This window comes from Salinibacterium sp. NSLL17, from assembly GCF_015864935.1.
Classification (GTDB): Bacteria; Actinomycetota; Actinomycetes; order Actinomycetales; family Microbacteriaceae; genus Rhodoglobus.
Map to the genome: position 1 here is coordinate 886,031 of NZ_JADYWH010000001.1, position 21,377 is coordinate 907,407.

Sequence of the window (21,377 nt, forward strand, 5' to 3'; positions counted from 1 at the left end):
AGCGGTCGCAGCGTAGTGTTCTACGCTGCAATGGTGATTGCTGAGACCGTGTGTGTGGCGACGTTATCCTGAGCGTCATCGGTGACGTTGCTGGGCGCTGCGTCAGTGGTGCTGTCGGCGGGGCTGCTGGCCGTCACGTGCGGGTTCACTGCGGGGGCGATCGTGATGCCCTCCTTGACCAGAATCGCAGCGGTCTCTTCTGGCGTGACATAGGCGAGACTGCCGTAGTCGCCGAGCGGAACGACCGAGTGCAAGACGGTGTCGTCATACACGTGCACCAGGTTGAACGACTGGGCGCCATCGCGGCCACGGCTGCCGCCAACGGCCACGTTGAGGTCTTGCGTGTAACAGGTTGCCGAGGCAACAGACACGGGGATTCCGGCGAAGGTTGCCGCCGTGGAGTAGTGCAGGTGGCCTGCGATGATGCTGCGGATGTCGCTGCCGCGAATCACAGCGGCCAGTTCTTTCTGGCCACGTAATTCGACGGTCACCGCAAGGTCAAGCACGGCGGGTACCGGCGGGTGGTGCATTGCGAGAATGGTGCCGTGGGGCGCCGGGGTGGCAAGCACATTCTGCAACCACAGCAGCTGGGCATCCGTCACATGGCCGTAGTGGTGGTCGAGAACGGTGGAATCAAGCGAGATGATGCGAAGCCCGTTGATGTCGATGACTCGGTCGATGGGCTCTTCGGAGGCGGCCTCATCGAGCAGGTGGGAGTTGAACGCAGAACGGTTGTCGTGGTTGCCCATGACCCACACCACACGAGCGCCGAGGCGTTCTGCTGCAGGTTCGACGATTTCGCGAATAGCGCGGTAGGCCACCGGGTCGCCCTTGTCGGCGATGTCGCCGGTGAAGACAATTGCTTCCGGACGGGAGTTGGATGCCTCGAGTTCGGCAAACAATTGCCGGAGTTTGACCTCGCTGTCGAGGGAGTCGTAGAGCTTCCCCCCGTTTGCCAAGAAGTGAGTGTCACTCAGATGCAAAACGAAATGGTCGGGCCGTGGATACTGCGACGCGTAGCCGGTCATAGAGGTAGTCCAACACTTCAACATGGATGCGAGGTGAACATACTGCGGCAAGTTGCAGCGCGGTACAAGGGTTTAGGCGGGTCGCGCCGCGGTTTGTGGCCCGGTTTGGGGGCATACATCCGCTTGCGGCGGAATGGTCTTGATCTCGCTGGCGATCGTGCGGTGCCGCTTACGAGTTCTGTCGTGTTGCTGCCAGGGTCGTGGCGACGGCATCTAGCACGCGCTACACCTTCATGCCGCGAGCCTGGAGAGCATCGGCAGCGGGTGCGGAAAGCCCAAACTCGTCGATGCCGATCATCTGGACGAATGGCTCGGAGTGGGCTGTTCTCCACGCAGTTCCCGTCGGTAAGGGCGACAGCGATATCGACCACGTGGTCGTGGGCCCGGCCGGAGTTTTCACGATCAACACGAAGCGCCACCGAGGCAAGAAAATATGGGTCGGCGACAGAATGCTCATGGTATCCGGACAGAAGACGGATCACCTTCGCAATTCCCGTCATGAGGCCAAACGGGCAGCCAAGCTATTGACGAAGGCCACCGGTATCTCCGTTGAGGTGCACCCGGTACTGGCAATCGTGGAACCCGCATCGTTCACCTTTCGGCAGCGGCCACAGGACGTCAGCATTATGGATGCCCGCCGGCTGCCCCGCTGGTTGAAACGGCGCAGGGCGGTGTTGGCCCCTGAAGAGCTCGCGTCGATTATCGATGCCGCGACAGAGGTGCGCACGTGGCACCCGACCGCAGACCTCTCGATAGACCCCTCCTACCGTGAACGTTTTTCCGAACTTGAGCGCAAGGATCACCAGGCCTACCTAGTTCGATTGGCGTGGTCGCTTGCTATGGCCATTGCGGCGGGTGCCGTCGCAGTCTCATTCCTCACTTCGTTCACGGCAGGTTTTTGATCGTTCCGCAGGCTCCATCGAAAGCGCGGAAGTGGTCTAAGTTCCCGCCCCGAAGTGTTCGACGTTGTTACGCTGCTGTGAACCCGAAGCCTGCTTTCAGTGCGGTGACGACAGCGAGTGGTTTCCCGCTTTCTGCTGTTGTTGGTGCTGTTTTACCCGAGATGTGCACCGTGATCCCCACCGCTTTATCCCGTTCGTCGTTCTCTGCTCTGCGATCCGGCTTTGCTGCTGTTGTCGCGTTGGCGCTGTTCGTGCCCGCTCTCGGGGTGGCGCTGCCCGCCAGTGCTGCTCCAGTAACGGTGACGACTGAAGCCGAATTGCAGTCGGCGATTGCAGCCGCGAATACTCAAGTAGGCGCAGACGTTATCAACATCGGCGCTGACATCCTCGACGTTGACGTTCTGCTCGATGTGGACGACGAACTCACGATCAACCTCAACGGGTACTCCGTGGGGAGCGTCCGTGTTCGGGCTGCGGCTGATCTCACCCTCGAGGGCCCAGGATCGTGGACAGCGGGCATTGACTATGGCGGCAACTCGGCCGACGAGCGCGACGGTGACCTTAATGCGGCACCCGGATTAGGTGTGCGCGAGGGCAGTACGCTCACGATTAGCAGCCTCACTGTTCATGCGTATGGAACCTTCTGCGACGCCGCCATTGGCGGCTGGAACACCTCAGCGGTGCTCGTGTGTGCATCGACCACCATTGTGGAACCGGGAAGCATTGTGATCGTTGGCAGCGACGTCTACGCCAGAGGAGGATCCTCTGCGTCGGGAATTGGAGGCGGGGCGTTCTCGCAAAGCTCCACCGTGTCGATCACCGGAAGTGTGGTTGAGGTTTCTGAAGGAATTGGAAGCCAGGATCGATTCGGCGAGACTGGCCCGAACGTGCTCACCGTACAGAACTCAACCCTCATCAATGCGGTCATCGAGCAGACAGCGGTATTTGACAGCGGCACCGTACGTTTTCAGGGGCGGTCAGAAATTCGACAGCCACTGCGCAATGAGGGGACTATCGAAGTTGATCCCGCGGGAACGCTGAGGGTCACCGCCGCCGTGACCAATAATGCGATCATTCGGCCATCGACTCTCGTCACGAACGTCGGCGACATGATCTCTGGCAATTCTTACCGGATCATTGCTGATGTGAACGCTGTGGCCCCCGCGGCGCCTGCAACCACAGTTCTCACCGCGTATGCGCCGACACTGGCCGCTGCCGGGGAAGAGTTTCCTGCTGTGAGCAACGGGCAACTCGTGGTCTCGGGATGGAACACTGCTCCTGATGGATCGGGGGTGACCGTCACGACCTCAACCGCCCTCTCAACGCTCGCTGACGCATCCGGAGATCTCGTTGTGTACCCACAGTGGGTTGACCCTGTTCTCACAATGGCCCCACTGCTCGCCGCGGTGACCGCAGGAGATTCGCGCAGTTTCACTCTGGATGCTTCAGGAACCGAGCAGACGGCAGCGGCGACGTTCGTTTCCTCCAACACGAGCGACGTGATCAGCGGGAACGTGATCACCGCTACCGAGGTGGGAACGCGCACGATCACGGCCCGATATGGCACCTTCGCCGTCTCAACTGAGCTGAGCGTTGAAGCGGCGGAGTTCGGCGCGCTCACCGTTACTCCTTCAGTAGCCGACGTTGATCAAGACGGTTCCGTCACCCTCACGATCGCTGGCTTCGACGCGTACGGAAACCCCGTTATGGTCGACGCTTCTGCAGCAGTCGTGACGAGCAGTGTTGCGACTGATGTTATCGATGGACTCACCGTGACCTTCCCCCATGCCAGCCCTCACACGTTGACGGTGACGCTCGGGGCGATCTCCGGGTCGACGACGATTAATGTGATCCCTGCCGCGACCACGGCGGCTGCGGGGCTTGCTTACACGGGATCAGATTCGGGCGCAGCCGGACAGCTGATGTGGCTTGCGCTTGCGCTCGTGCTCGCCGGGCTCGCTCTGGTCGCAGCCCGAGTAGTGGCGGGTCGGGCCTAGCCCCGCCAGCTGTGCTGCGGCGCGAACGAAAAGCATGAGTTGGCCGCGAACAACGCTAGTTCTCGAGGCCTCGTCTCACTTACACGGCCCCGAAGAACTCGTAGTCGGCCACGAGTTCCGCGAGTAACGCGGGTGGCAGCTCCGAGAATTGTGCTGCGCCACCGCTGCCGCGCGGTGTGATCCGGCGAATGGTGAGCGCCCCGAGTTCGATAGGGATGTTCGTTTCCGGCAAGCTGCTTCCCGAAAACGACAGCACGCCTTCCAACCCGACGGTATCGAACCGCTTCACGTATTCGAAGAAGCTCACGTCGTCGCCCGTCTCCCCGCGGTTCCATTCCCTCGCTTTCGCTCGCGAGCGGAGTCGGAACGATTCACTCTCCGTCCCGTCGAGGTTGTCGCGCCGTGACTCCGTTCCTGTGATGGCAATCGGGGTTGCGCCAAATTGGTCAAAGCCAAGAGCCAAGGGGGCTGCATTCGCGCGCCAGGCTTCAATCACGGAGGTGTCGAGCGTTGTCGGGTGCGCAACGCTCACGCGGGCATCCGAGGTCACTTCGACAGGAGAGCCATCGACGGTTCGTAGGGTGCCGTCGAGATCAGGGCGAACTGTGATGCCATCGACGTGCCAGACCAACGCCGCAACGAGAACGCCCATGATCGGATGCTCGAGCAGCCGCTCGCGCCACTCAGCGCCAGTCCACTCTCGTCGCAGGCACATCGCGTCGTAAAGCCGCCGGCGTTGGGTAGTGACGACCGCGGTGAGTTCCTTCCTATTGGTGGCCCAGTGGGTTTTCGCTGCCGCAGCAGATTCGTCAGCCTTGCGCGGGGCGGGGAGTGCCTTGATCAGTTCGCCCTCAGCGGTTTCGAGACTGAGTTTGAGAGAGGTACCGAATCGCGCGACAAAGGAGCGCGGCCCATAGTCGAGGGCGAACGAACGTGAGCTGTCGAGACCGGCGGTCGGGATCATCCGATCGGCAAGTTCGTCTGTCGACCACCCGCGGGCCTCGGCAATCGCATCGACAAGCTCGCCAGCCCGCTTTTGGATGCCTGCGGTGCGATACCGCCGTGCCGTCGCGACGAGGAGCTGGGTCGGTTCTGGATCGCCCGATAGCGACACGACCACGAGGAGGGCGTCGATCTGCGCCCGCTTCAAATGCTTACGTCTCATGTACTGCCGCACGATTTCGGCGAGCTCGGGGCCCGGAACGTGGCTGCAGAGCGAGAGGATGCCACGGTGTGCTGTCGCGGTGGGCACTTTGCCATATTCCCGCAAACGTTCCCGCTCGAAATAGTCCAACTCTCTTGAGTTCGCGAGAGAAAACTCCGGTGGTAAATCTGCATCCACGATGTCGAAGAACAGCAGAGTTTCGCGCGTAATTTCCGGATCATCTAGGGCGAGTGCCTTCACGATGCCTGAATAGCGGATAGCAGCTGTGAACGCTTTCTCCATGGAAACGGCGTCGTCTTTTGTCGCGTCGCGTGCGATCCACGTCGTCAGCACGAAGCGGCCGAGTTCACTGGCGCTCGCCGCAGTGAGCGTACGCAGGTATAGCGGCAGCAGACCCGCACCGGCAGGGTCTTTCAACGTGAAGCCGAGAACGATCCACCAGCGCAGAACGTCGGAGGGCACCTCAGCGCCGTCCGCGTAGGCGGCCGTCGGCAGGTCGGCGAAGGGAAACCACTCCATCTCCTTGGGCAGGCCCTTAGCGAGTCCCTTGGCTGCCTCGGACGCAAGAGCAGATGGCTGCAGATAAACACCGATGTTTCGCCCTAGTCGCTCAAGCGCGGCGATGATCGTTGCGCGAACTGTCGGGACTGTTTCTTGTTCGAGTTGCTGAGCGAGTGCATCAACCGCCCAGTCGCCGCCGAGCGATCCCACCCAGACCACTGCTGCGGTGCGAATTTCGGTGTTGCCGACGCGGAGAGACTCCTCGGCGATGCGCTCCGCCAGGCCGTGCTTCTCCAGCACCCGCTGAGCCGCTGCGCGATTCGACTTTGCAGTGCCGATTGCGAGGTCAGTGACAAGGGGTAAGTAGCGCGCAGCGAGACGGGGAGATGCTTCCAGAATCGGAAGCACATCGGCGCGCAAATCATTGCCGGACCAGTGGTCTTCGATCTCACCGAACTCAAGCCCCAGAACCACATCAAATAGGTGGGGGTTCTCCGCCATGAAGCCCACAAGTTGGGACGGCAACAGCGATGGTCCGCTGAAATAGTCGGTGAGCGCTGATCCGAAGATATGGATGTTGGCACTGCCGACCGTCGACCCCGATTGGATGAGCGCGTGTGCGATCGAACGAGCGTCAATCTCCCGATCGCTATCGCTGGCTCCACGTCCCCAGTAGGAGGTTCCCGATTGTCGTACCCAGTTGATGGGGGCGAAGCCCACGAGGCGATGGCTCACGTGATTCAGCGGGTATAACAGAGTGCGCTCGAGTGCCTCGCCTCCGTAGGAGAGGTAGTTGACGACCTGGGGTAGTGCCTCAAGTGTCACGTCTGCCTCAGCGACCTGTCCCTGATAGGACTCAACTAAATTGCCTGTGGCGTTGCCCGGGTATTTCTTGAGAAAATCCTCTCGTTCTTTCTTCGCCGATTCGACCAGGCGGCTCTGTCGTGCGCGGTAGTCCGTGACAGCCGTGCGTATCGATTCGACAGCGGCGTCGTCGAGCACATTCTCGGCGAGTGGCACCATCGCGGGTACCTCAATGTGCTCCGGGGCTCCATACAGCTCGTAAATGGCGAGGCGTTGAATCGCCCGATCGATCTCTACCGTGCCCTTCTTGCCTCGTGCAAGCGCGCGCTCAAGTACACCGATGGCAGCCGGGATATCTGGCACGTTCTCCAGTGCGTAGATGACCCTTTCGCGATGGGCTGCAGACCCCGTTTCGAGAAGAGTTTCGAGAACGGCGAGTTGGCGGGCAGGGGCGATTCCGCGAAGAACGGCCAGTGCAGGCATCCGCAATTTCTTATCGCCGTGAATGGCGAGGGCCGCGATGAGCTCCCCATGCATCTCTGCGAGCGGGGGATGGCTCGCGGCGATTCTGACTAACTCGAAGAGCGCTCCGTACGTGAATTTGGGGAGCAAGTCTTCAAGCGCGTCGGCGTTCGTGACGAGAAACTCAGCCATGCCGGGAATCGCTCGAAGTCTGGTGGCTCGATAGCGAGCGTAATCGTCTGCAGTGCCGATTAGTTCGGCGATCAACGTTTGGGGGAGATCATTCTCGTTCACCTGCTCAAGTCGCATGAGCGCGGCGATTCTTTCAGTCGTTATCGACGTGAACGGAATGTCGGCAAACCTCCGCCGTCCGTTGCGGCTGAAAGCAGACAAGGCATCCATGAGGAGCGCCCACACAGAGTCGGGCATCGTGCCAGGAGTGCTGAGGGGCTCGACTCGAGCCGCCGAGAGAAAACGACCCCACCGCACGAGAGTCTCATCGTCGGCTCGCTCAATGGACTCCAGCTGAAGGTAGAAGTCCGTGCGGGTAAGGGTGTCGATGCTGGAAAACGCGGCACGGTCGTTCTTGCTGAGCCGCGACGGATAATCCTGATTGCTGCCGTCGAAGACGTAGTCGAGAATGTCGTGACGCAGCACAACATCCAATTCCGCCAAAGAATCTGCGAGCAGAGTGCGGGGGTCGCTGGATGTCATGTGGTTCCTCACCGGGACGCGAACACGGGGTGAGTGAACCTCACAATGAAATGCTACGGGTCTGGATGCTACCGCGCTGTCCCCACATAGGGGCGCGTTGAGCGCGACGTTAGCAGTGCCTCGGCAGCACTCGCGGTGAGCGTCCTAGCCGCGCAGGGGGAACTCGGCGAGTTCCGTCTCCCACGCCGCGACCGCCTGCTTGAGGTCACTCGGCGCGATCGTGAGGTCCATGAAGAATTCCATCTCGCTCGTCACGCTCGGCGGTTGTGACTCAAGCCAGAGGAACACGCGGAGCACGACGGCAGAGGGATCCCAACTCACGAGACCAAATCCGAGGTTCGGTTCGACGTGAGAAATGGTGGGCTGCAGCGCGCCCGCCCCGCTCAGCTCTATTGGCTCAACAAGTCCGCGGGCGGCACGCGTCAGCCACGTGCCCAAGTTGAGCGCTTCCTCGACGAGCAAGCATGGCTCGAGAAAGTTCCACTCTTCGGTGCCGCAGCGCGCACGCCCGTCGATCAACAGCCAGTTGGCGTCGTAGGGATCGACCCGTACATCCTCAAACTGGTACGCCATGGGCTCGATGCTGAGATAGTTCGTTCCGCCAGCGTCCCATAACTCCATGGTGAGGAGCCTAATCGCGGCACGCTCCTGAATGCGGAAAACAACCGCAAGCCGGAGAAGAACCGCAATCAGCTACTTCGAAGGCGAAGAAAAATGTGGGCCCGCCGGGACTCGAACCCGGGACCCGCGGATTAAAAGTCCGATGCTCTACCAACTGAGCTACAAGCCCTACACGTTAAGCGTACCGTGAACTTATGGCAGATAACTTCCATAAGCCCACTCAATACTCTGGAGATAAGTTTGACACATTCGAAGGCGGTCAGGATCCAGCCCAAATAATGCGCGCGGCCCATGACACGGCCCATGCACTCATCGATGGTGCCCGCAATTCGGATGACCCTGCCGTAGTCGACCGCATCGTTGCGTACACCGACAAGCACGGCATCGATGCGCTCGCCGAACTCTGGTCGCGATCGAGCGCCAGCAGCCTTCCGGGCGCACTCTGGCGCATCTATTTGTTGCGTGCCGTCATCCAGCAGGATGCGGTGGGCACAAGCCTTCTCTTCCAGCGCGGTATCGACACTCTTCCCACTATCGATGCCGCCGTGACCGGTGCCGTGAATCCGACCGGGCCTCACGAGATTAAGGAGCTTGCTGACCAGATTCTGCGCGGGCTCTTCCACGGCGACTTCGGGGTCGCGCTCGATCGGGCGGCATCCTTCAGTCGCATCTTGGCATCAGGTGCGACGAGCGTTGCGGATGATCAGGAGCTCCTCAATCCCGAGCGTGCGAGTGAGCTCACGACTCGAGCCGCTCGCTACTCGCTCACCGCCCAAGAGTTCACGGCCTGCGCGAAACTATTCCGCGCAGGTTCGCTCGACTAGTTCACTCCGGCCTGGTGCAGTTTCTCGAGTCGTTTCGCTCGGGCCGCGCCCGACACCTGCACGGTGACGACAACGATCAACGCGAGGATGAACACTGCTGAAGCGAGAACGTTCGCTTCAGCAGGGATTCCTCGTGCCGCCGATACCCAGATGTACTTGGGGAAGGTCGACACAGCGCCCGAGTTGAAGTTGGTGATGATGAAGTCGTCGAATGACAGCGCGAACGACAGCAGGGCTGCGGCGAGAATACCGGGGAGCAACAGCGGGAACGTGATGCGCAGGAACACCTGAAGCGCTGAGCCGTAGAGGTCGCGGCCGGCTTCTTCGAGCGCGGGGTCCAAGCTCGCAACGCGGGCCTTCACCGCGACGACCACAAAGCTAATGCAGAACATTGTGTGGGCCAAAATGATGGTCAGCATGTCCTTCGGAACACCGATCGATAGGAACTGGGCAGCAAGCCCGGCACCCAATACAACTTCCGGGGTAGCCATAGGGAGGAACAGGAACAGGCTCAGCTGCGAGCGGAACTTGAACCGATAGCGCACCATCGCTATGGCGATCATGGTGCCCAGGGTGGTCGCCAGCACTGTTGCTACGACACCGATGAAGATGCTGTTACCGAAGGCCTCGCACACGGCGCCGTTTTGCACGTTGCAGACGTTGAGCCACTTGTCGAAAGTGAATCCGCGCCACGTGATGTTCGACTTGAGCGAATCGTTGAAGCTATAGACGAAGGTGTAGCCGATCGGAATCATGAGGATCAGCAGCGCGAGGGCGCTGTACGCGGGTAATACCCATTTGCTGATGGAGTGTTTCACAGCAGGTCCTCCGTTCCCGACTTCTTCACATAGAAACTCACCATCACGAGAATTGCTGACATCAGAATGATGGAGAGAGCTGCTCCCGCCGGAAAGTTTTGCAGCACAAGAAAGTTCGCCTCGATCACATTGCCCATCATTTGGGTTCCGGTGCCACCGAGAAACTCTCGGCTCGCATTGATGTAGTCACCCGCGGCAGGAATGAACGTGAGCAGGGTCCCTGCCACGATGCCCGGCATGGAGAGCGGGATGGTTACCTTGCGGAATACGTGGAACGGGCTGGCATAAAGGTCACTGCCGGCTTCGAGGTAGCGCACATCGAGCCGTTCCAGAGTCGTGTACAACGGCAGCGTCATGAACGGGATGAAGTTGTAGGTGAGGCCGAAGATCACCGAGAAGGCGGTTCCCGTGACGTGGGCATCCGGGGCAAGCAGCGACATTGCTTTGAGCGAGGTCACCAGAAACGACTCATCCGAGAAGATTTGCTTCCATGCCAGCGTGCGCAGCAGAAAGCTGATGAAGAACGGCGCGACGACCATTACCAGGGCGAGGCTCTGCAGCAGCGGCCAACGACGAGCTTTGACCCCGATGAAATACGCCAAGGGGTAACTAATGATCAGAGCAAAGAACGTGGCCGTGATCGCGTAGCCGAATGAGCGAAGAATGTGGGGCCAGTACGCGCTGATGACGTCTGTGTAGTTTTCCCAACGGAACGCGTAGCTGAACTCTCCAATGTCTCCGAACTCTGCCGGCACCTTGAACGACGTCAGCAGCAGCGACACCAAGGGCGCGAGAAAGAAGAGAACGAGGTACAGGATGCCGGGCAGGAGCAACAGGAGCGCTACCGGGCTCTTCTTCTTGATGCTGTCAGAAGAAGTCGGAGCAGCTGTCGTAGAGAAAGCCGCGAAAGCCATCGCTACGCACCCTCGAGGTGGCGCTGCGCGGCAATCGAGCGAGTGTCGAAGTCAGCCTCGAACCGCGGAGCATCCGCAGGATCGTCGTCAAGGCCAAAACCGTGGCCAACGCCCCAGCTGACCCACACTTCATCTCCGAACTTGACGTCAGAGCCGAAGGTCATGTTTTGCGCGAACACAATGAGCGTGCCTGCGCCGGGGACCTCGACCAAATACTGCGTGCTCACGCCGCTGAACGAGACATCCGTGACGCGGCCGGGGCCCATCACGTTGACGTCAGCGTCATGGGTGGGCTTTGCGGAGTGCAAGGTCAACTTCTCGGGGCGCACGCCGATCGTGATTTCACCGGTTGTGCGGTGCGCTCGGGTGGTGGGCACGACAACTTTGTGACCCGCGACATCCACTGCCACACCCGCGCTTGTCGTGCTCACAACGGGGCCGGTGAACAGATTGGACTGCCCTAGGAAGTTCGCCACAAACGATGTCCTGGGCAATTCGTAGAGCTCTTGGGGGGCGCCCATCTGCTCGATGCGGCCCTTGTTCATCACGGCGATCGTGTCGGCCATAGTCATGGCCTCTTCTTGATCGTGAGTCACGTGCAGGAAGGTGAGACCGACATCCTCTTGGATGGTTTTGAGCTCAAGTTGCATTTGGCGACGCAACTTGAGGTCGAGTGCTCCCAGCGGTTCATCGAGCAAAAGCAGTGCTGGCCGATTGACGATGGCGCGCGCCAGCGCAACGCGCTGCTGCTGCCCTCCGGAGAGTTGCTGAGGTCGCCGGCTAGCGAGGTGGTCAAGTTCCACCAGTCGCAGCACTTCGTGCGCTTTGCCCAGCGGGTCGGCCATCTTGCGGCGACGCAACCCAAAAGCGACATTCTCCAGTACGGTCATGTGCGGGAAAAGGGCGTAGCTCTGAAACACCGTGTTGACGGGGCGTTGGAACGACTTCTGGTTGGTCACATCGGTGCCGCCGACCAGGATCCGTCCAGCGGTGGGAGCCTCGAGGCCAGCGACGAGTCGCAGCGTCGTTGTCTTGCCGCAGCCAGATGGTCCGAGCAGTGCAAAGAATGACCCTGCGGGGATCGTGAGGTTGAGTTCTTCGATCGCTGTGAAGCCGGGGAAGCGTTTATGGATTCCCACCAACTCCAGGTCGGCGCCACTCTCCGCGAACGTGTCTGTCGTCATTAAGCTGCCCCGAGCACGACGCTCTGGAAAGCGGTGTTGTACTTCTGCTCCTCAGAGCTGTCGAGCTCACGGAACACGAACGCTTTCGACAGCATCTCGTCGTCGGGAAAAATCAGTTTGTTGTTGGCGAGCTCAGGATCGATGGCGGCGGCGGCCTCTTGGGCTCCGCTGACCGGAGTGATGTAGTTCACGTAGGCGGCTACCTCGGCAGCGACCTCGGGGTCGTAGTAGTAGTTGATCATTTCTTCCACGTTCGACTTCGCGCCACTGCCAATCGGCACCATGAAGTTGTCGTTCCACAGAGTTCCGCCATCGTCGGGAACGATGAACTCCCACTTGTTACCGTTTTCGGCGTTCAGCTGCACGATGTCACCCGACCACACAATCGCAGCAACGGTGTCGCCGTTCACAAGGTCCTCCTTGTAGGAGTTGCCCTTGATGTTGCGAATCTGGCCATCGGCCACTTGCTTCGAGAACTCGTCGATCGCTGCGTTGAACTCGTCGTCGCCCCAGTCTCCGGCGATATCGACGCCCTGGGCGAGCATGATCAGGCCCATGGTGTCGCGCATCTCCGAGAGCACTCCGACGCGTCCCTTGAGCTCGGCTTTCCAGAGATCCTCAACGGATTCGATTCCACCGGGCAGCAGTTCCTTGTTCCAGCAAATGCCCGCGAAGCCGCCCTGCCACGGGATGCTCAACTCGCGACCCGGGTCAAAGTCGACGTTCTGCAGCGACGGCAACAGGTTGTCGACGTTCGGCATCTTGCTGCGATCAAGCTTCTGCGCGTAGCCAAAGCGGATGAGGCGAGTGGCCATCCAGTCCGTGAGGCAAACGACGTCGGCACCAATATCTTTGCCGAGCGAGAGCTGGTCTTTGACCTTGGCGTAGTAGGTGTTGTTGTCGTCAACAGCTTCGGTGTATTCGACCGTGATGCCGGTCTGAGCTTCGAAGGCGTCGATGGTGGGGTAGTTGCCCGCATCATCGACGTCGACATACAGCGCCCAGTTGTCCCAACGGACGAGCTTGTCGGTGGCGCTGGTGTCTGGGGCTGCGGTCAATTCAGCAGGGCCGGTCGAGCAGGCAGAGAGTGCAAGCCCGGTCGCGCCTGCAGCGGCACCAGTCAGCAACGCACGTCGATTCATGGTGGCGCTCTGGGCCTTGCGGACCAGCTCGCGGATGATCGGATCAGCAGGTAAAGGCTTGGACTTCATGACAAGTTCTCCTAGCATTCGTGACGTGCACCGGACGCCCCGCTGCGCTGTAGGGCTGACTGATATTTGCACATATGCGCAGGAAAATCATTAAAAAGTGTCGAAAACATCGGCATTGCAATATATTTGTCACGAAATCCGCACAAACCGGAAACAAAGGGCGTCTGCTCACAGGAGCGCATTCGGAGCGTGCGCACAGGAAGCCCTTTGCTACACTTTTCTTCGCCGGGCCACAGTAACCCCGGGCTCCAAAATTAGCCGCTTAGAGCGGCCCTGCGTCGTGAGGCGTTCTCTGTGGCTCGGCTTTTCTTCTGTCCGGGCACAATGCTGCACGACAGTACTGCGCCGCGAGACAACACCACGGTTTCTGAATGCCGACCAATCCCTTCACGCGAGGGCACCGAATTACCCACCAGTGAAAGCAACTGACACAAGCCAGTGTCGGCCCGCATCCACTGACTGAAGATTCGCTGCTGAACCCGAAAACTGCGATGAAGGAGCACAGGAACCTGTCATGCTTGTCCTTATGTCTCGTGAAGCTGATGTCGGCGTAACGCCCGAAGAACCCGGCGTGCCCGCCACAAGCCCGCAAGACCTACTCGAGCGTGTCGCCACCGGTGATCAAGCCGCGTTTAGCGCGCTTTATGACCAGATGGCCCCCCGAGTTTTTGGACTCGTCAAGAGGCTCCTGCGTGACCATTCGCAGTCCGAAGAAGTGACGCAAGAAATCTTCTTAGAGATCTGGCAAACCGCAACCCGTTTCGACTCGAACCGGGGCGCCGCGGTCAGCTGGATTCTCACCATGGCTCACCGCCGAACTGTTGACCGTGTGCGTGCATCACAGTCGTCTCGCGACCGTGACGTGCGCATCGGCATCCGTGATCACAACCCGGACTACGATCACGTTTCAGAAACCATAGAAGTCCGACTCGAACACGAAAGGGTAGAGAAGGCCATGTCCCGACTGACTGAACTCCAGCGCCAAGCTGTTTCCCTTGCGTATTACGGCGGCTACAGCCACAGTGAGGTGGCGACCATGCTCAAGGTTCCTGTCGGCACTGTCAAAACCCGACTACGTGATGGAATGATTCGCTTACGCGACGAAATGGGGGTGGCATCATGAACGACCGCAACGACGACTTCGCCGCCCAATCTGGCGCCTACGCCCTCAACGCGTTAAGCCCAGAAGAGCGCGAAGCATTCGAGAAGCACCTGGCCTCGTCCAGCGAAACTCGCACCGAAACCACTGAACTCTCTGACACGGCAGTAGCACTCGGCTTGGCTGTTGACCCTGTCACGCCGCCGCCAGCGCTCAAGAACAACCTCATGGCGCTGATTGCGCAGACTCCACAGTTGCCGCGCGAAGCCGACGTTGTTGCAGAAAGCGACGCCGACAGTGTGGATGCCGCATCTGCGCCACTCGCACACGTCACGCCGTTGGCAGCTTCGGCTGCGCTCGCGGCTGACGACTCGGCTGAGCAGTCAAGCACCGCGCCTGCTGCCCCGGCAACTCCCGCTCAGACCAAAGCTCAGGCCCGCTGGTTTACGCGTCCGGCAACTGCGCTCGCCGCGGTTGCCGCCGCAGTGGCGCTCATTGTTGCGGGTGGGGTGGTGGCTGATTCCATCGGTCGCTCAAGCATTGAGCAGTCCACTTTTGCGTCGCAGCAGGCTGACCAGCTTGCGGCAATTAACGCGGCGAGTGATTCGCAGCGGCTGGTTTCGACTGTTACGGGCGGCGCGACGGCTACCTTCGTGTGGTCGAGTGAACTCGCATCATCCGCAGTGATTGTGGATGGTCTTGAAGCGCTGCCCGCTGATCAGGTTTACGAACTCTGGTACATCGATGACTCTGGCGCTCGGCCGGCGGGTCTCATGGATGCCGCTGACGATGGTCCCACCTGGCGCGTGCTTGATGGCGAGATGGGTGCCGGCGATATTATCGGTGTCACGATCGAACCTCAGGGCGGCTCGGATGCACCAACCACCGATCCCATCGTTGTCTTCGAGAGCGCGTAAACTGTTGCTGAGTCGCTAACGCAGGCTGGCTCGCCCACGCAGCTGGCTCGCGTCACTCGCGAACTGTCGCACTCAGAGGAGCAATCATGATCGGCAGGGGAACCCAAGTTCTCCGGGCGCTGATCGTCGCTGCCTTCTCGGTCTTTGTTGCCGCAGCCGCTCACGTTTTTGCTGGCGGCAGCATGCCCAGCTGGGTTGCTCTCGTTCTCGCTCTTACGTTCGCGGCGCTCATCAGCATTCCGCTCATCGGAAAGCGGATGTCGCTTCCGCGCGTCGCCGTGGCGGTCACGATTGCTCAAACGCTCTTCCACACCGTCTTCGCGGTTATCGGCAATCCGGGCAACGTCGTGGCTCAGTCCAGCGGACACCACGACCTCGCGTTCACGGTCCTCGCTGGGTCGATTAACCATGGCTCGCACGGTGCGGGGGCAATGACCGCAGGGCACATTGTTGCCGGCATCATCACGATTGTGGCGCTGCGTCAGGGCGTGACCGCTCTCAGTTCGATTGCCGCGAGTGCTGGCCGCCACCTTCGTCACTTGTTCTCGACACAGGTTGTTCCGGTTGTTATCCGTCGCACGGTTGTTGCTAACGCCGTCTGCCGCGACGAGTTTGTGGCAACGCTTCAGTTATTACGTTCCGTTGTGAGCCGCAGAGGGCCACCGACCGTCAGCGCGGTCTTCTCCTAACCTTCTCTGCAGTGTGGCGGCTTCGTGCCGCCCCTGTGCGGTTGCGCGCACGCCCCTGTGCGGTTGTGTGTGCCTCCGCGATAACAACGGAAAGCTGACAACTCAGATGACGTTTGTGCGCACTAGTGCGCGCGTAGTCGGGGGAGTGGCTCTTGCTGCTCTGCTCGTATTCGCGATGCCTCAGACGGCTTTTGCCCACGATCAAATCATTGGGCAAATACCGAATGAGAACGAAGTGCTTGAGGTTGCCCCGAGCGAGATCACTCTCGAATTTACGGGCGAACTCATGGACATCACGCAACTTGCCATGGTGGTGGATGCCGACGGCACCGACTGGGTCAGTGGACCCATGCAGGTGACAGATCGCACAGCCATCCAGCCTCTGCTGCCTGACATGCCCGAGGGCAGTTATCAGGTGCGGTGGCGTGTGGTGTCGAGCGATGGCCACCCGATTTCGGGCAGTTTTGAATTCGCGGTTGGTCAGGAGACGCCGGGGGCAACTTTCGGCCTCGAAGAAGAAGCCTCGGAGCAAGAAGACACCGCAGCCTCAGCAACAGACACCTCGACAACGGGCATGAGTCCGCTCGTTGTTACCAGCCTCATCGGTGCCGGCAGCGGCATCGTCCTTTTTGCCGGAGTCATCGCAGCGCGATGGTTCTGGATTCGACGAAAGAAGTAATACAGAAATGATCCGCACCAAAAACACCTTTAGCCTCATCGCCGTTCTCGCGGCAGGGGCACTTGCTCTCGCCGGATGCTCGACCACAGCATCCACCGATGGCGACGACAGCATGGAGTCGACCGCCACTACTCTCACGACGTCCGACACGTGGGTCAAGGCAATCGACAGCGGCATGACGGCCGCGTTCGGCATGGTTGAAAACCCCACCGATCACGACATCACGATCGTGTCGGCGACCACGAGTGCCTCAGATATGACGGAACTCCACGAGACGCTGGAGAACGAATCGGGCGACATGGTCATGCAGCCGATCGAGGGTGGCTTCACCATTCCGGCGGGCGGAATGCTCATGCTTGAGCCCGGCGGAAACCACATCATGATCATGGGCGTTACTGACCCGATTCTTGCGGGAGATGACGTCACTGTCACCCTCACGCTCGATGATGGCAGCACGCTTGAGTTCACGGCTCCGGCCAAGGACTACTCCGGCGCCAACGAGAACTACGAGGGCGACGACGAGATGGACATGGACAACGGCGACACGGACCACGATGACATGGAGATGGACGAATAATTGTCTGAACCAGTAGAGCCTGACACTTCGCGTCGGCTCTCGCGGCGGCACCTCCTCTGGGGCGGTGCCGCTGCGGCGGGCGTCGGCGCGGCAACAGCAGCCGGAGTGAGCATCGTTGGTGGCACTTCGGGTTCGGTCGCACCGACGAGCTCTGGCGATGCCACGACTGCGGGTTTCACCCCGCAGGAGGCCTTTGAAGGTGCTGTGCCGTTTTATGGGGTGCACCAGGCTGGCATCGAAACGCCAGCCCAGTCCAACGCCGTCTTTATCGCGCTCGATCTACGCGACGATATCGACGCTGCTGGGTTGCGTCGCCTCATGAGCGTCGTGACGGATGACGCGGCTCGCCTCACGGCAGGCCAGCCCGCGTTGGCGGACTCCGAGCCTGAGCTCGCCGTCATCCCGGCGCAGCTCACGGTCACGTTCGGATTCGGTCCTCGCGTTGTCGAGCTGGCAGGCAAAGCTGCTCCCGAGTGGCTGCGCCCGCTTCCCGCCTTCGGTATTGACCAGCTCGATCCGGCGTACTGTGATGGCGATCTCCTCATCCAGATCGCTGCCAATGACCCGCTGACGGTCACGCACACCGCGCGCATGCTGCTCAAGGATGCTCGGAGCTTCGCTCTGCCGCGGTGGTCGCAGAGCGGCTTCCGTCGCGCGGCGGGAGCCGAGAATCCCGCCGCCACGATGCGCAACCTGTTTGGTCAGCTCGATGGCACCGGAAATCCTTCGCCTGGCACCACCGAGTTCAGTGACGCTGTGTGGAGCACCGACGTTCCTTCGTGGCTGGAGGGTGGCACGAGTTTCGTGTTGCGCCGTATCGCCATGGATCTCGATGGCTGGGACAAGATCGACCGCCTCGGCCGCGAGGAGACGATCGGTCGCACCCTCGACACCGGTGCGCCCCTCACTGGCACCGTTGAGGGTGACGAACCCGACTTGGAGGCCAAAGACAGACTGGGCTTCCCTGTCATTCCCGCCTTCGCCCATGTTCGCCGGGCGAAAGAGAACGAGGCAGCAAACAAGATGTTCCGTCGTGGCTACAACTACGACGACACGGTGCTGACGGGCGCCGAGAGCGTCTCGAACTCGGGGCTGCTGTTCGCCGCATTCCAAGCGGATGTCGATAAGCAGTTCGTTCCCGTGCAGAAGGCTCTCGACACGCTTGACTTGCTCAACACGTGGACAACGCCCGTCGGGTCTGCGGTCTTTGCTATTCCGCCCGGCTGTCAGCAGGGTGGCTACATCGGAGACACCCTCTTTTAGAGCGTGCGAGCAGACAACGAGAACAGCCCCCGGCCAGCTGGCGCGGGGGCTGTTCTGTTGTGCTTAGGTGGCTCGTTAGCCGAACTTGCCCGAGACGTAGTCTTCGGTTGCTTGGATGCTGGGGTTCGAGAAGATGGTGGTGGTGTCGTCGTATTCGATGAGCTTGCCTGGCTGGCCGGTGCCCGCGATGTTGAAGAATGCGGTGCGGTCAGAGACTCGGGCGGCCTGCTGCATGTTGTGGGTCACGATCACGATCGTGTAGTCCTGCTTGAGTTCCTCGATGAGGTCTTCAATGGCCAGGGTCGAGATGGGGTCGAGGGCCGAACACGGCTCATCCATCAGTACGACGTCGGGCTTGACGGCGATGGCGCGCGCGATGCAGAGTCGTTGCTGCTGTCCACCAGAAAGTCCTGATCCTGGCTTGTCGAGGCGTTCTTTAACTTCTTGCCACAGGTTCGCCCCGATGAGGGACTGCTCGACGAGGTCGTCGGCGTCACTCTTGCTCATGCGGGAGTTGTTGAGCTTCACACCAGCAATCACGTTGTCGCGAATCGACATCGTGGGGAACGGGTTGGGGCGCTGGAAGACCATGCCCACTTGGCGGCGAACGCTTACGGGGTCAACACCGGGCGCGTAGAGGTTGTTGCCGTCAATGAGCACTTCACCCTCAACGTACGCACCGGGAATTACCTCGTGCATACGGTTCAGGGTGCGCAGGAACGTTGATTTGCCGCAACCAGACGGGCCGATGAAGGCGGTGACGGTGCGGGGCTCAATGGTGAGTGACACACCTTCTACAGCGCGAAACTTGCTGTAGTAGACGTTGAGGTCATTGACTTCGATGCGCTTAGACACGAGTGGGGGTTCCTTCGGTTATCGACCGGTCTTGGGGGCGAAGATCTTGGCGATGATGCGTGCCAGGAGGTTCAGTGCCATCACGATCAGGATGAGGGTGAGTGCTCCAGCCCACGCCCGATCGATGTAGGCCTGGGCGTCGGTGCCCTGAGAAATGTAGGAGCTGTACACGAATACGGGCAAGCTCTGCATCCGGTCGCTGAACAGCGAGTAGTTGAAGTTGTTGGTGAAGCCAGCGGCAACCAGCAGCGGGGCGGTTTCACCGATGACGCGGGCGATGGAGAGCATCACACCGGTCGTGATTCCGGCGATGGATGTCGGCAGCACAACCTTCAGAATGGTCAGCCACTTGGGCACGCCGAGTGCAAACGCAGCCTCACGCAGTTCGTTGGGCACGAGTCGCAGCATTTCTTCGCTCGAGCGCACGACCACGGGGATCATGAGCACCGACAGGGCGACTGCTCCGGCGATTCCGACGCGAACGCCGGGGCCGAAGAAGATCACGATGAGGGAGTAGGCGAAGAGACCGGCGACGATCGAGGGGATGCCGGTCATGACATCCACGAAGAAGGTGATCGCTTGGGCAAGACGACCGCGCCCGTATTCGACGAGGTAGATCGAGGTCATGAGACCGATGGGCACCGAGATGATGCTTGCAGCGAGCGTCATTTGCAGGGTGCCGATGATGGCGTGGGCCGCACCGCCACCTTCGCCGACGACGTTACGCAGCGAGAGGGTGAAGAAGTCGAGGTCGAAGCGGGCAGCGCCGTTGATCGCCACGGTGTACAGCAGCGAGATGAGCGGCAGGAGCGCGATAACGAACGCGAGCGTAACCAGAGTCGTCACAAGGCGGTCTGTGGCGCGACGGTGGCCTTCAACGAGCCGTGAGACGGTCACGAGAACGACGCCGTAGAGCACGACGCCCAAAAGCACGGCGCCGACGACGTTGAATTCGGCTGCATCCTGGCCTGCTTGAACGAACAGGAAGATGATGACGAAAGTGGCAAGGCTGCTGATCAGGATGAGCAGGGGAGCCCAGCGGGGCAGTTGCCCGGCGGCGTAGGCGTTCTCGATGGGGCGCGCGGGTGTGGTGGTAGTCATCAGTTCGCTCCCGAGAATTCCTTGCGGCGGTTGACGATGTAGCGCGCGATCGTGTTGACGATCAGCGTGATGGCGAACAGGATCAGGCCTGTTGCGATCAGTACGTTCACATTGAGTCCGTAGGCCTCGGGGAAGCTCAGTGCGATGTTGGCGGCGATTGTCGACGGGTTAGTCGAGCTGATCACGTTGAAGGTGATGACGTTGGAGGCCGACAGCACCATCGCAACAGCCATGGTTTCGCCGAGGGCCCGACCGAGGCCGAGCATTGCTCCCGAGACGATGCCGGCGCGACCGAAGGGAAGCACCGCGATTTTGATCATTTCCCAGCGCGTGGCGCCGAGGGCGAGTGCAGCTTCTTCGTGCAGCACCGGGGTCTGGAGAAAGACTTCGCGGCAGATGGCGGTGATGATCGGCAGGATCATGACGGCGAGCACGATGGAAGCGGTGAGGATGGTGCGGCCGGTGCCAGAGGCAGGGCCGGCAAAGAAGGGGATCCAGCTGAGGTTATCGGCAAGCCACGCGTAGGCGGGCTGCACGCCGACGGCGAGAACGTTGCCACCCCAGAGGCCGAAGACTACGGAGGGCACTGCGGCAAGCAAGTCGATGATGTAACCGAGGGTTGCTGCCAGCGGGCGCGGCGCGTAGTGCGAGATGAAGAGCGCGATGCCGATGGCGATCGGTACGGCCATGATGAGGGCGAGGCCAGCTGACCAGAGCGTTCCGAAGACGAGCGGGCCGACATACGCCCAGAAGTTCGTTCCTTCAAGGAGCGTCGTCTTCTCGGGATCCGCGGTGATTCCGGGAACTCCCTGGATGACGAGGAAGGCAGCGACGGCGGCGAGAATCGCGAGGATGAGCGCGCCAGCGGTGAGGGCCGTACCTGAGAAGAGGCGGTCTCCGGGGCGCTGTTTCGCGCGAATACGGGCGGCCGCAGTCGAGGTCATGTGTCGAGTATCCCTTATCCCTGGCTTGGCTTAGTGCGTGATCTGTACTGCGTGGTGCTCACGGGGACTGCGCGGTGCGCCGGGCCCAGTGCAAAGTCTGCCCGACCC

Annotated in this window: 19 protein-coding genes and 1 tRNA gene; 9 read left to right on the top strand and 11 right to left on the bottom strand. The window is 60.7% G+C overall.

What is annotated here, in order from left to right; genetic code table 11:
* Window positions 1–20: 20 nt before the first annotated feature.
* Window positions 21–1,028, bottom strand: coding sequence for a phosphodiesterase (locus tag I6E51_RS04280; protein ID WP_197109535.1), 1,008 nt, complete (start codon window positions 1,026–1,028; stop codon window positions 21–23).
* A 200-nt stretch (window positions 1,029–1,228) separates the two neighbouring features.
* Here I6E51_RS04280 and I6E51_RS04285 point away from each other — a divergent pair, with 200 nt between their 5' ends.
* Complete coding sequence (locus I6E51_RS04285) at window positions 1,229–1,930, top strand: nuclease-related domain-containing protein (protein WP_307783805.1); 702 nt, start codon at window positions 1,229–1,231, stop codon at window positions 1,928–1,930.
* A gap of 77 nt (window positions 1,931–2,007) precedes the next feature.
* Window positions 2,008–3,927: a hypothetical protein gene (locus tag I6E51_RS04290; protein WP_197109536.1), complete on the top strand. Its 1,920-nt coding sequence runs from the start codon at window positions 2,008–2,010 to the stop codon at window positions 3,925–3,927.
* Between the two features lie 79 nt (window positions 3,928–4,006).
* Here the strand turns inward: I6E51_RS04290 and I6E51_RS04295 are convergent, their stop codons facing one another.
* From I6E51_RS04295 to I6E51_RS04305, 3 genes are all read right to left on the bottom strand, one after another.
* Window positions 4,007–7,573 (bottom strand): DUF4132 domain-containing protein, encoded by a 3,567-nt coding sequence (locus tag I6E51_RS04295; protein ID WP_197109537.1) that lies wholly within the window; start codon window positions 7,571–7,573, stop codon window positions 4,007–4,009.
* 144 nt (window positions 7,574–7,717) lie between these two features.
* The gene (locus I6E51_RS04300; RefSeq protein ID WP_197106338.1) at window positions 7,718–8,194 is read right to left on the bottom strand and encodes a hypothetical protein; all 477 of its coding nucleotides are present in this window, start codon (window positions 8,192–8,194) and stop codon (window positions 7,718–7,720) included.
* Window positions 8,195–8,290: 96 nt separating this feature from the next.
* A tRNA-Lys gene (locus tag I6E51_RS04305) sits at window positions 8,291–8,363 on the bottom strand.
* Window positions 8,364–8,388: 25 nt separating this feature from the next.
* Between I6E51_RS04305 and I6E51_RS04310 the strand changes: the two genes are divergently transcribed.
* Entirely contained in the window at window positions 8,389–9,018 is a 630-nt protein-coding gene (locus I6E51_RS04310; protein WP_197106337.1) for a DNA-directed RNA polymerase subunit beta, read from the top strand.
* Here the strand turns inward: I6E51_RS04310 and I6E51_RS04315 are convergent.
* The 4 genes from I6E51_RS04315 to I6E51_RS04330 are packed head-to-tail and all read right to left on the bottom strand — an operon-like array spanning window position 9,015 to window position 13,145.
* A complete protein-coding gene (locus I6E51_RS04315; protein WP_197109538.1) occupies window positions 9,015–9,836 on the bottom strand; it encodes an ABC transporter permease in 822 nt (273 codons plus the stop codon). The two genes, I6E51_RS04310 and I6E51_RS04315, sit on opposite strands and share 4 nt — an antisense overlap.
* Window positions 9,833–10,750 carry an ABC transporter permease gene (locus I6E51_RS04320; RefSeq protein WP_197106335.1) on the bottom strand — a complete coding sequence of 306 codons (918 nt, stop codon included), beginning with the start codon at window positions 10,748–10,750 and terminating at the stop codon, window positions 9,833–9,835. Before I6E51_RS04320 ends, I6E51_RS04315 begins: the two co-directional genes overlap by 4 nt.
* Before the next feature lie 2 nt (window positions 10,751–10,752).
* Window positions 10,753–11,934 carry an ABC transporter ATP-binding protein gene (locus I6E51_RS04325; RefSeq protein ID WP_197109539.1) on the bottom strand — a complete coding sequence of 394 codons (1,182 nt, stop codon included), beginning with the start codon at window positions 11,932–11,934 and terminating at the stop codon, window positions 10,753–10,755.
* On the bottom strand, window positions 11,934–13,145 hold the full coding sequence (locus tag I6E51_RS04330; RefSeq protein ID WP_197109540.1) for a PotD/PotF family extracellular solute-binding protein: 1,212 nt from the start codon (window positions 13,143–13,145) through the stop codon (window positions 11,934–11,936). Before I6E51_RS04330 ends, I6E51_RS04325 begins: the two co-directional genes overlap by 1 nt.
* A 526-nt stretch (window positions 13,146–13,671) precedes the next feature.
* On the opposite strand from I6E51_RS04330, the gene I6E51_RS04335 reads away from it, so the two are divergent.
* The 6 genes from I6E51_RS04335 to I6E51_RS04360 all read left to right on the top strand — a co-directional run bounded on the left by I6E51_RS04335 (window position 13,672) and on the right by I6E51_RS04360 (window position 18,369).
* A complete protein-coding gene (locus I6E51_RS04335) occupies window positions 13,672–14,268 on the top strand; it encodes a sigma-70 family RNA polymerase sigma factor (protein ID WP_231599859.1) in 597 nt (198 codons plus the stop codon).
* Complete coding sequence (locus tag I6E51_RS04340; protein WP_197109542.1) at window positions 14,265–15,161, top strand: anti-sigma factor; 897 nt, start codon at window positions 14,265–14,267, stop codon at window positions 15,159–15,161. The genes I6E51_RS04335 and I6E51_RS04340 overlap by 4 nt, the downstream gene beginning before the upstream one ends.
* Window positions 15,162–15,247: 86 nt before the next feature.
* Window positions 15,248–15,850, top strand: a complete 603-nt coding sequence (locus I6E51_RS04345; protein WP_197109543.1) for a hypothetical protein — start codon at window positions 15,248–15,250, stop codon at window positions 15,848–15,850.
* A gap of 106 nt (window positions 15,851–15,956) precedes the next feature.
* Window positions 15,957–16,529 carry a copper resistance protein CopC gene (locus I6E51_RS04350; protein WP_197153685.1) on the top strand — a complete coding sequence of 191 codons (573 nt, stop codon included), beginning with the start codon at window positions 15,957–15,959 and terminating at the stop codon, window positions 16,527–16,529.
* A gap of 7 nt (window positions 16,530–16,536) precedes the next feature.
* Window positions 16,537–17,106 (top strand): copper chaperone PCu(A)C, encoded by a 570-nt coding sequence (locus tag I6E51_RS04355; protein WP_197109545.1) that lies wholly within the window; start codon window positions 16,537–16,539, stop codon window positions 17,104–17,106.
* The gene (locus I6E51_RS04360) at window positions 17,107–18,369 is read left to right on the top strand and encodes a Dyp-type peroxidase (protein ID WP_197109546.1); all 1,263 of its coding nucleotides are present in this window, start codon (window positions 17,107–17,109) and stop codon (window positions 18,367–18,369) included.
* Window positions 18,370–18,444: 75 nt separating this feature from the next.
* Here the strand turns inward: I6E51_RS04360 and pstB are convergent, their stop codons facing one another.
* Genes pstB through pstC form a run of 3 tightly spaced genes read right to left on the bottom strand, consistent with a single transcriptional unit; the run spans window position 18,445 to window position 21,269 of the window.
* Window positions 18,445–19,224 carry a phosphate ABC transporter ATP-binding protein PstB gene (pstB, locus tag I6E51_RS04365; RefSeq protein ID WP_197106326.1) on the bottom strand — a complete coding sequence of 260 codons (780 nt, stop codon included), beginning with the start codon at window positions 19,222–19,224 and terminating at the stop codon, window positions 18,445–18,447.
* A gap of 18 nt (window positions 19,225–19,242) precedes the next feature.
* Window positions 19,243–20,325 carry a phosphate ABC transporter permease PstA gene (gene pstA, locus I6E51_RS04370; protein ID WP_197106325.1) on the bottom strand — a complete coding sequence of 361 codons (1,083 nt, stop codon included), beginning with the start codon at window positions 20,323–20,325 and terminating at the stop codon, window positions 19,243–19,245.
* Entirely contained in the window at window positions 20,325–21,269 is a 945-nt protein-coding gene (pstC, locus tag I6E51_RS04375) for a phosphate ABC transporter permease subunit PstC (protein ID WP_197106324.1), read from the bottom strand. Before pstC ends, pstA begins: the two co-directional genes overlap by 1 nt.
* Window positions 21,270–21,377: the final 108 nt, after the last annotated feature.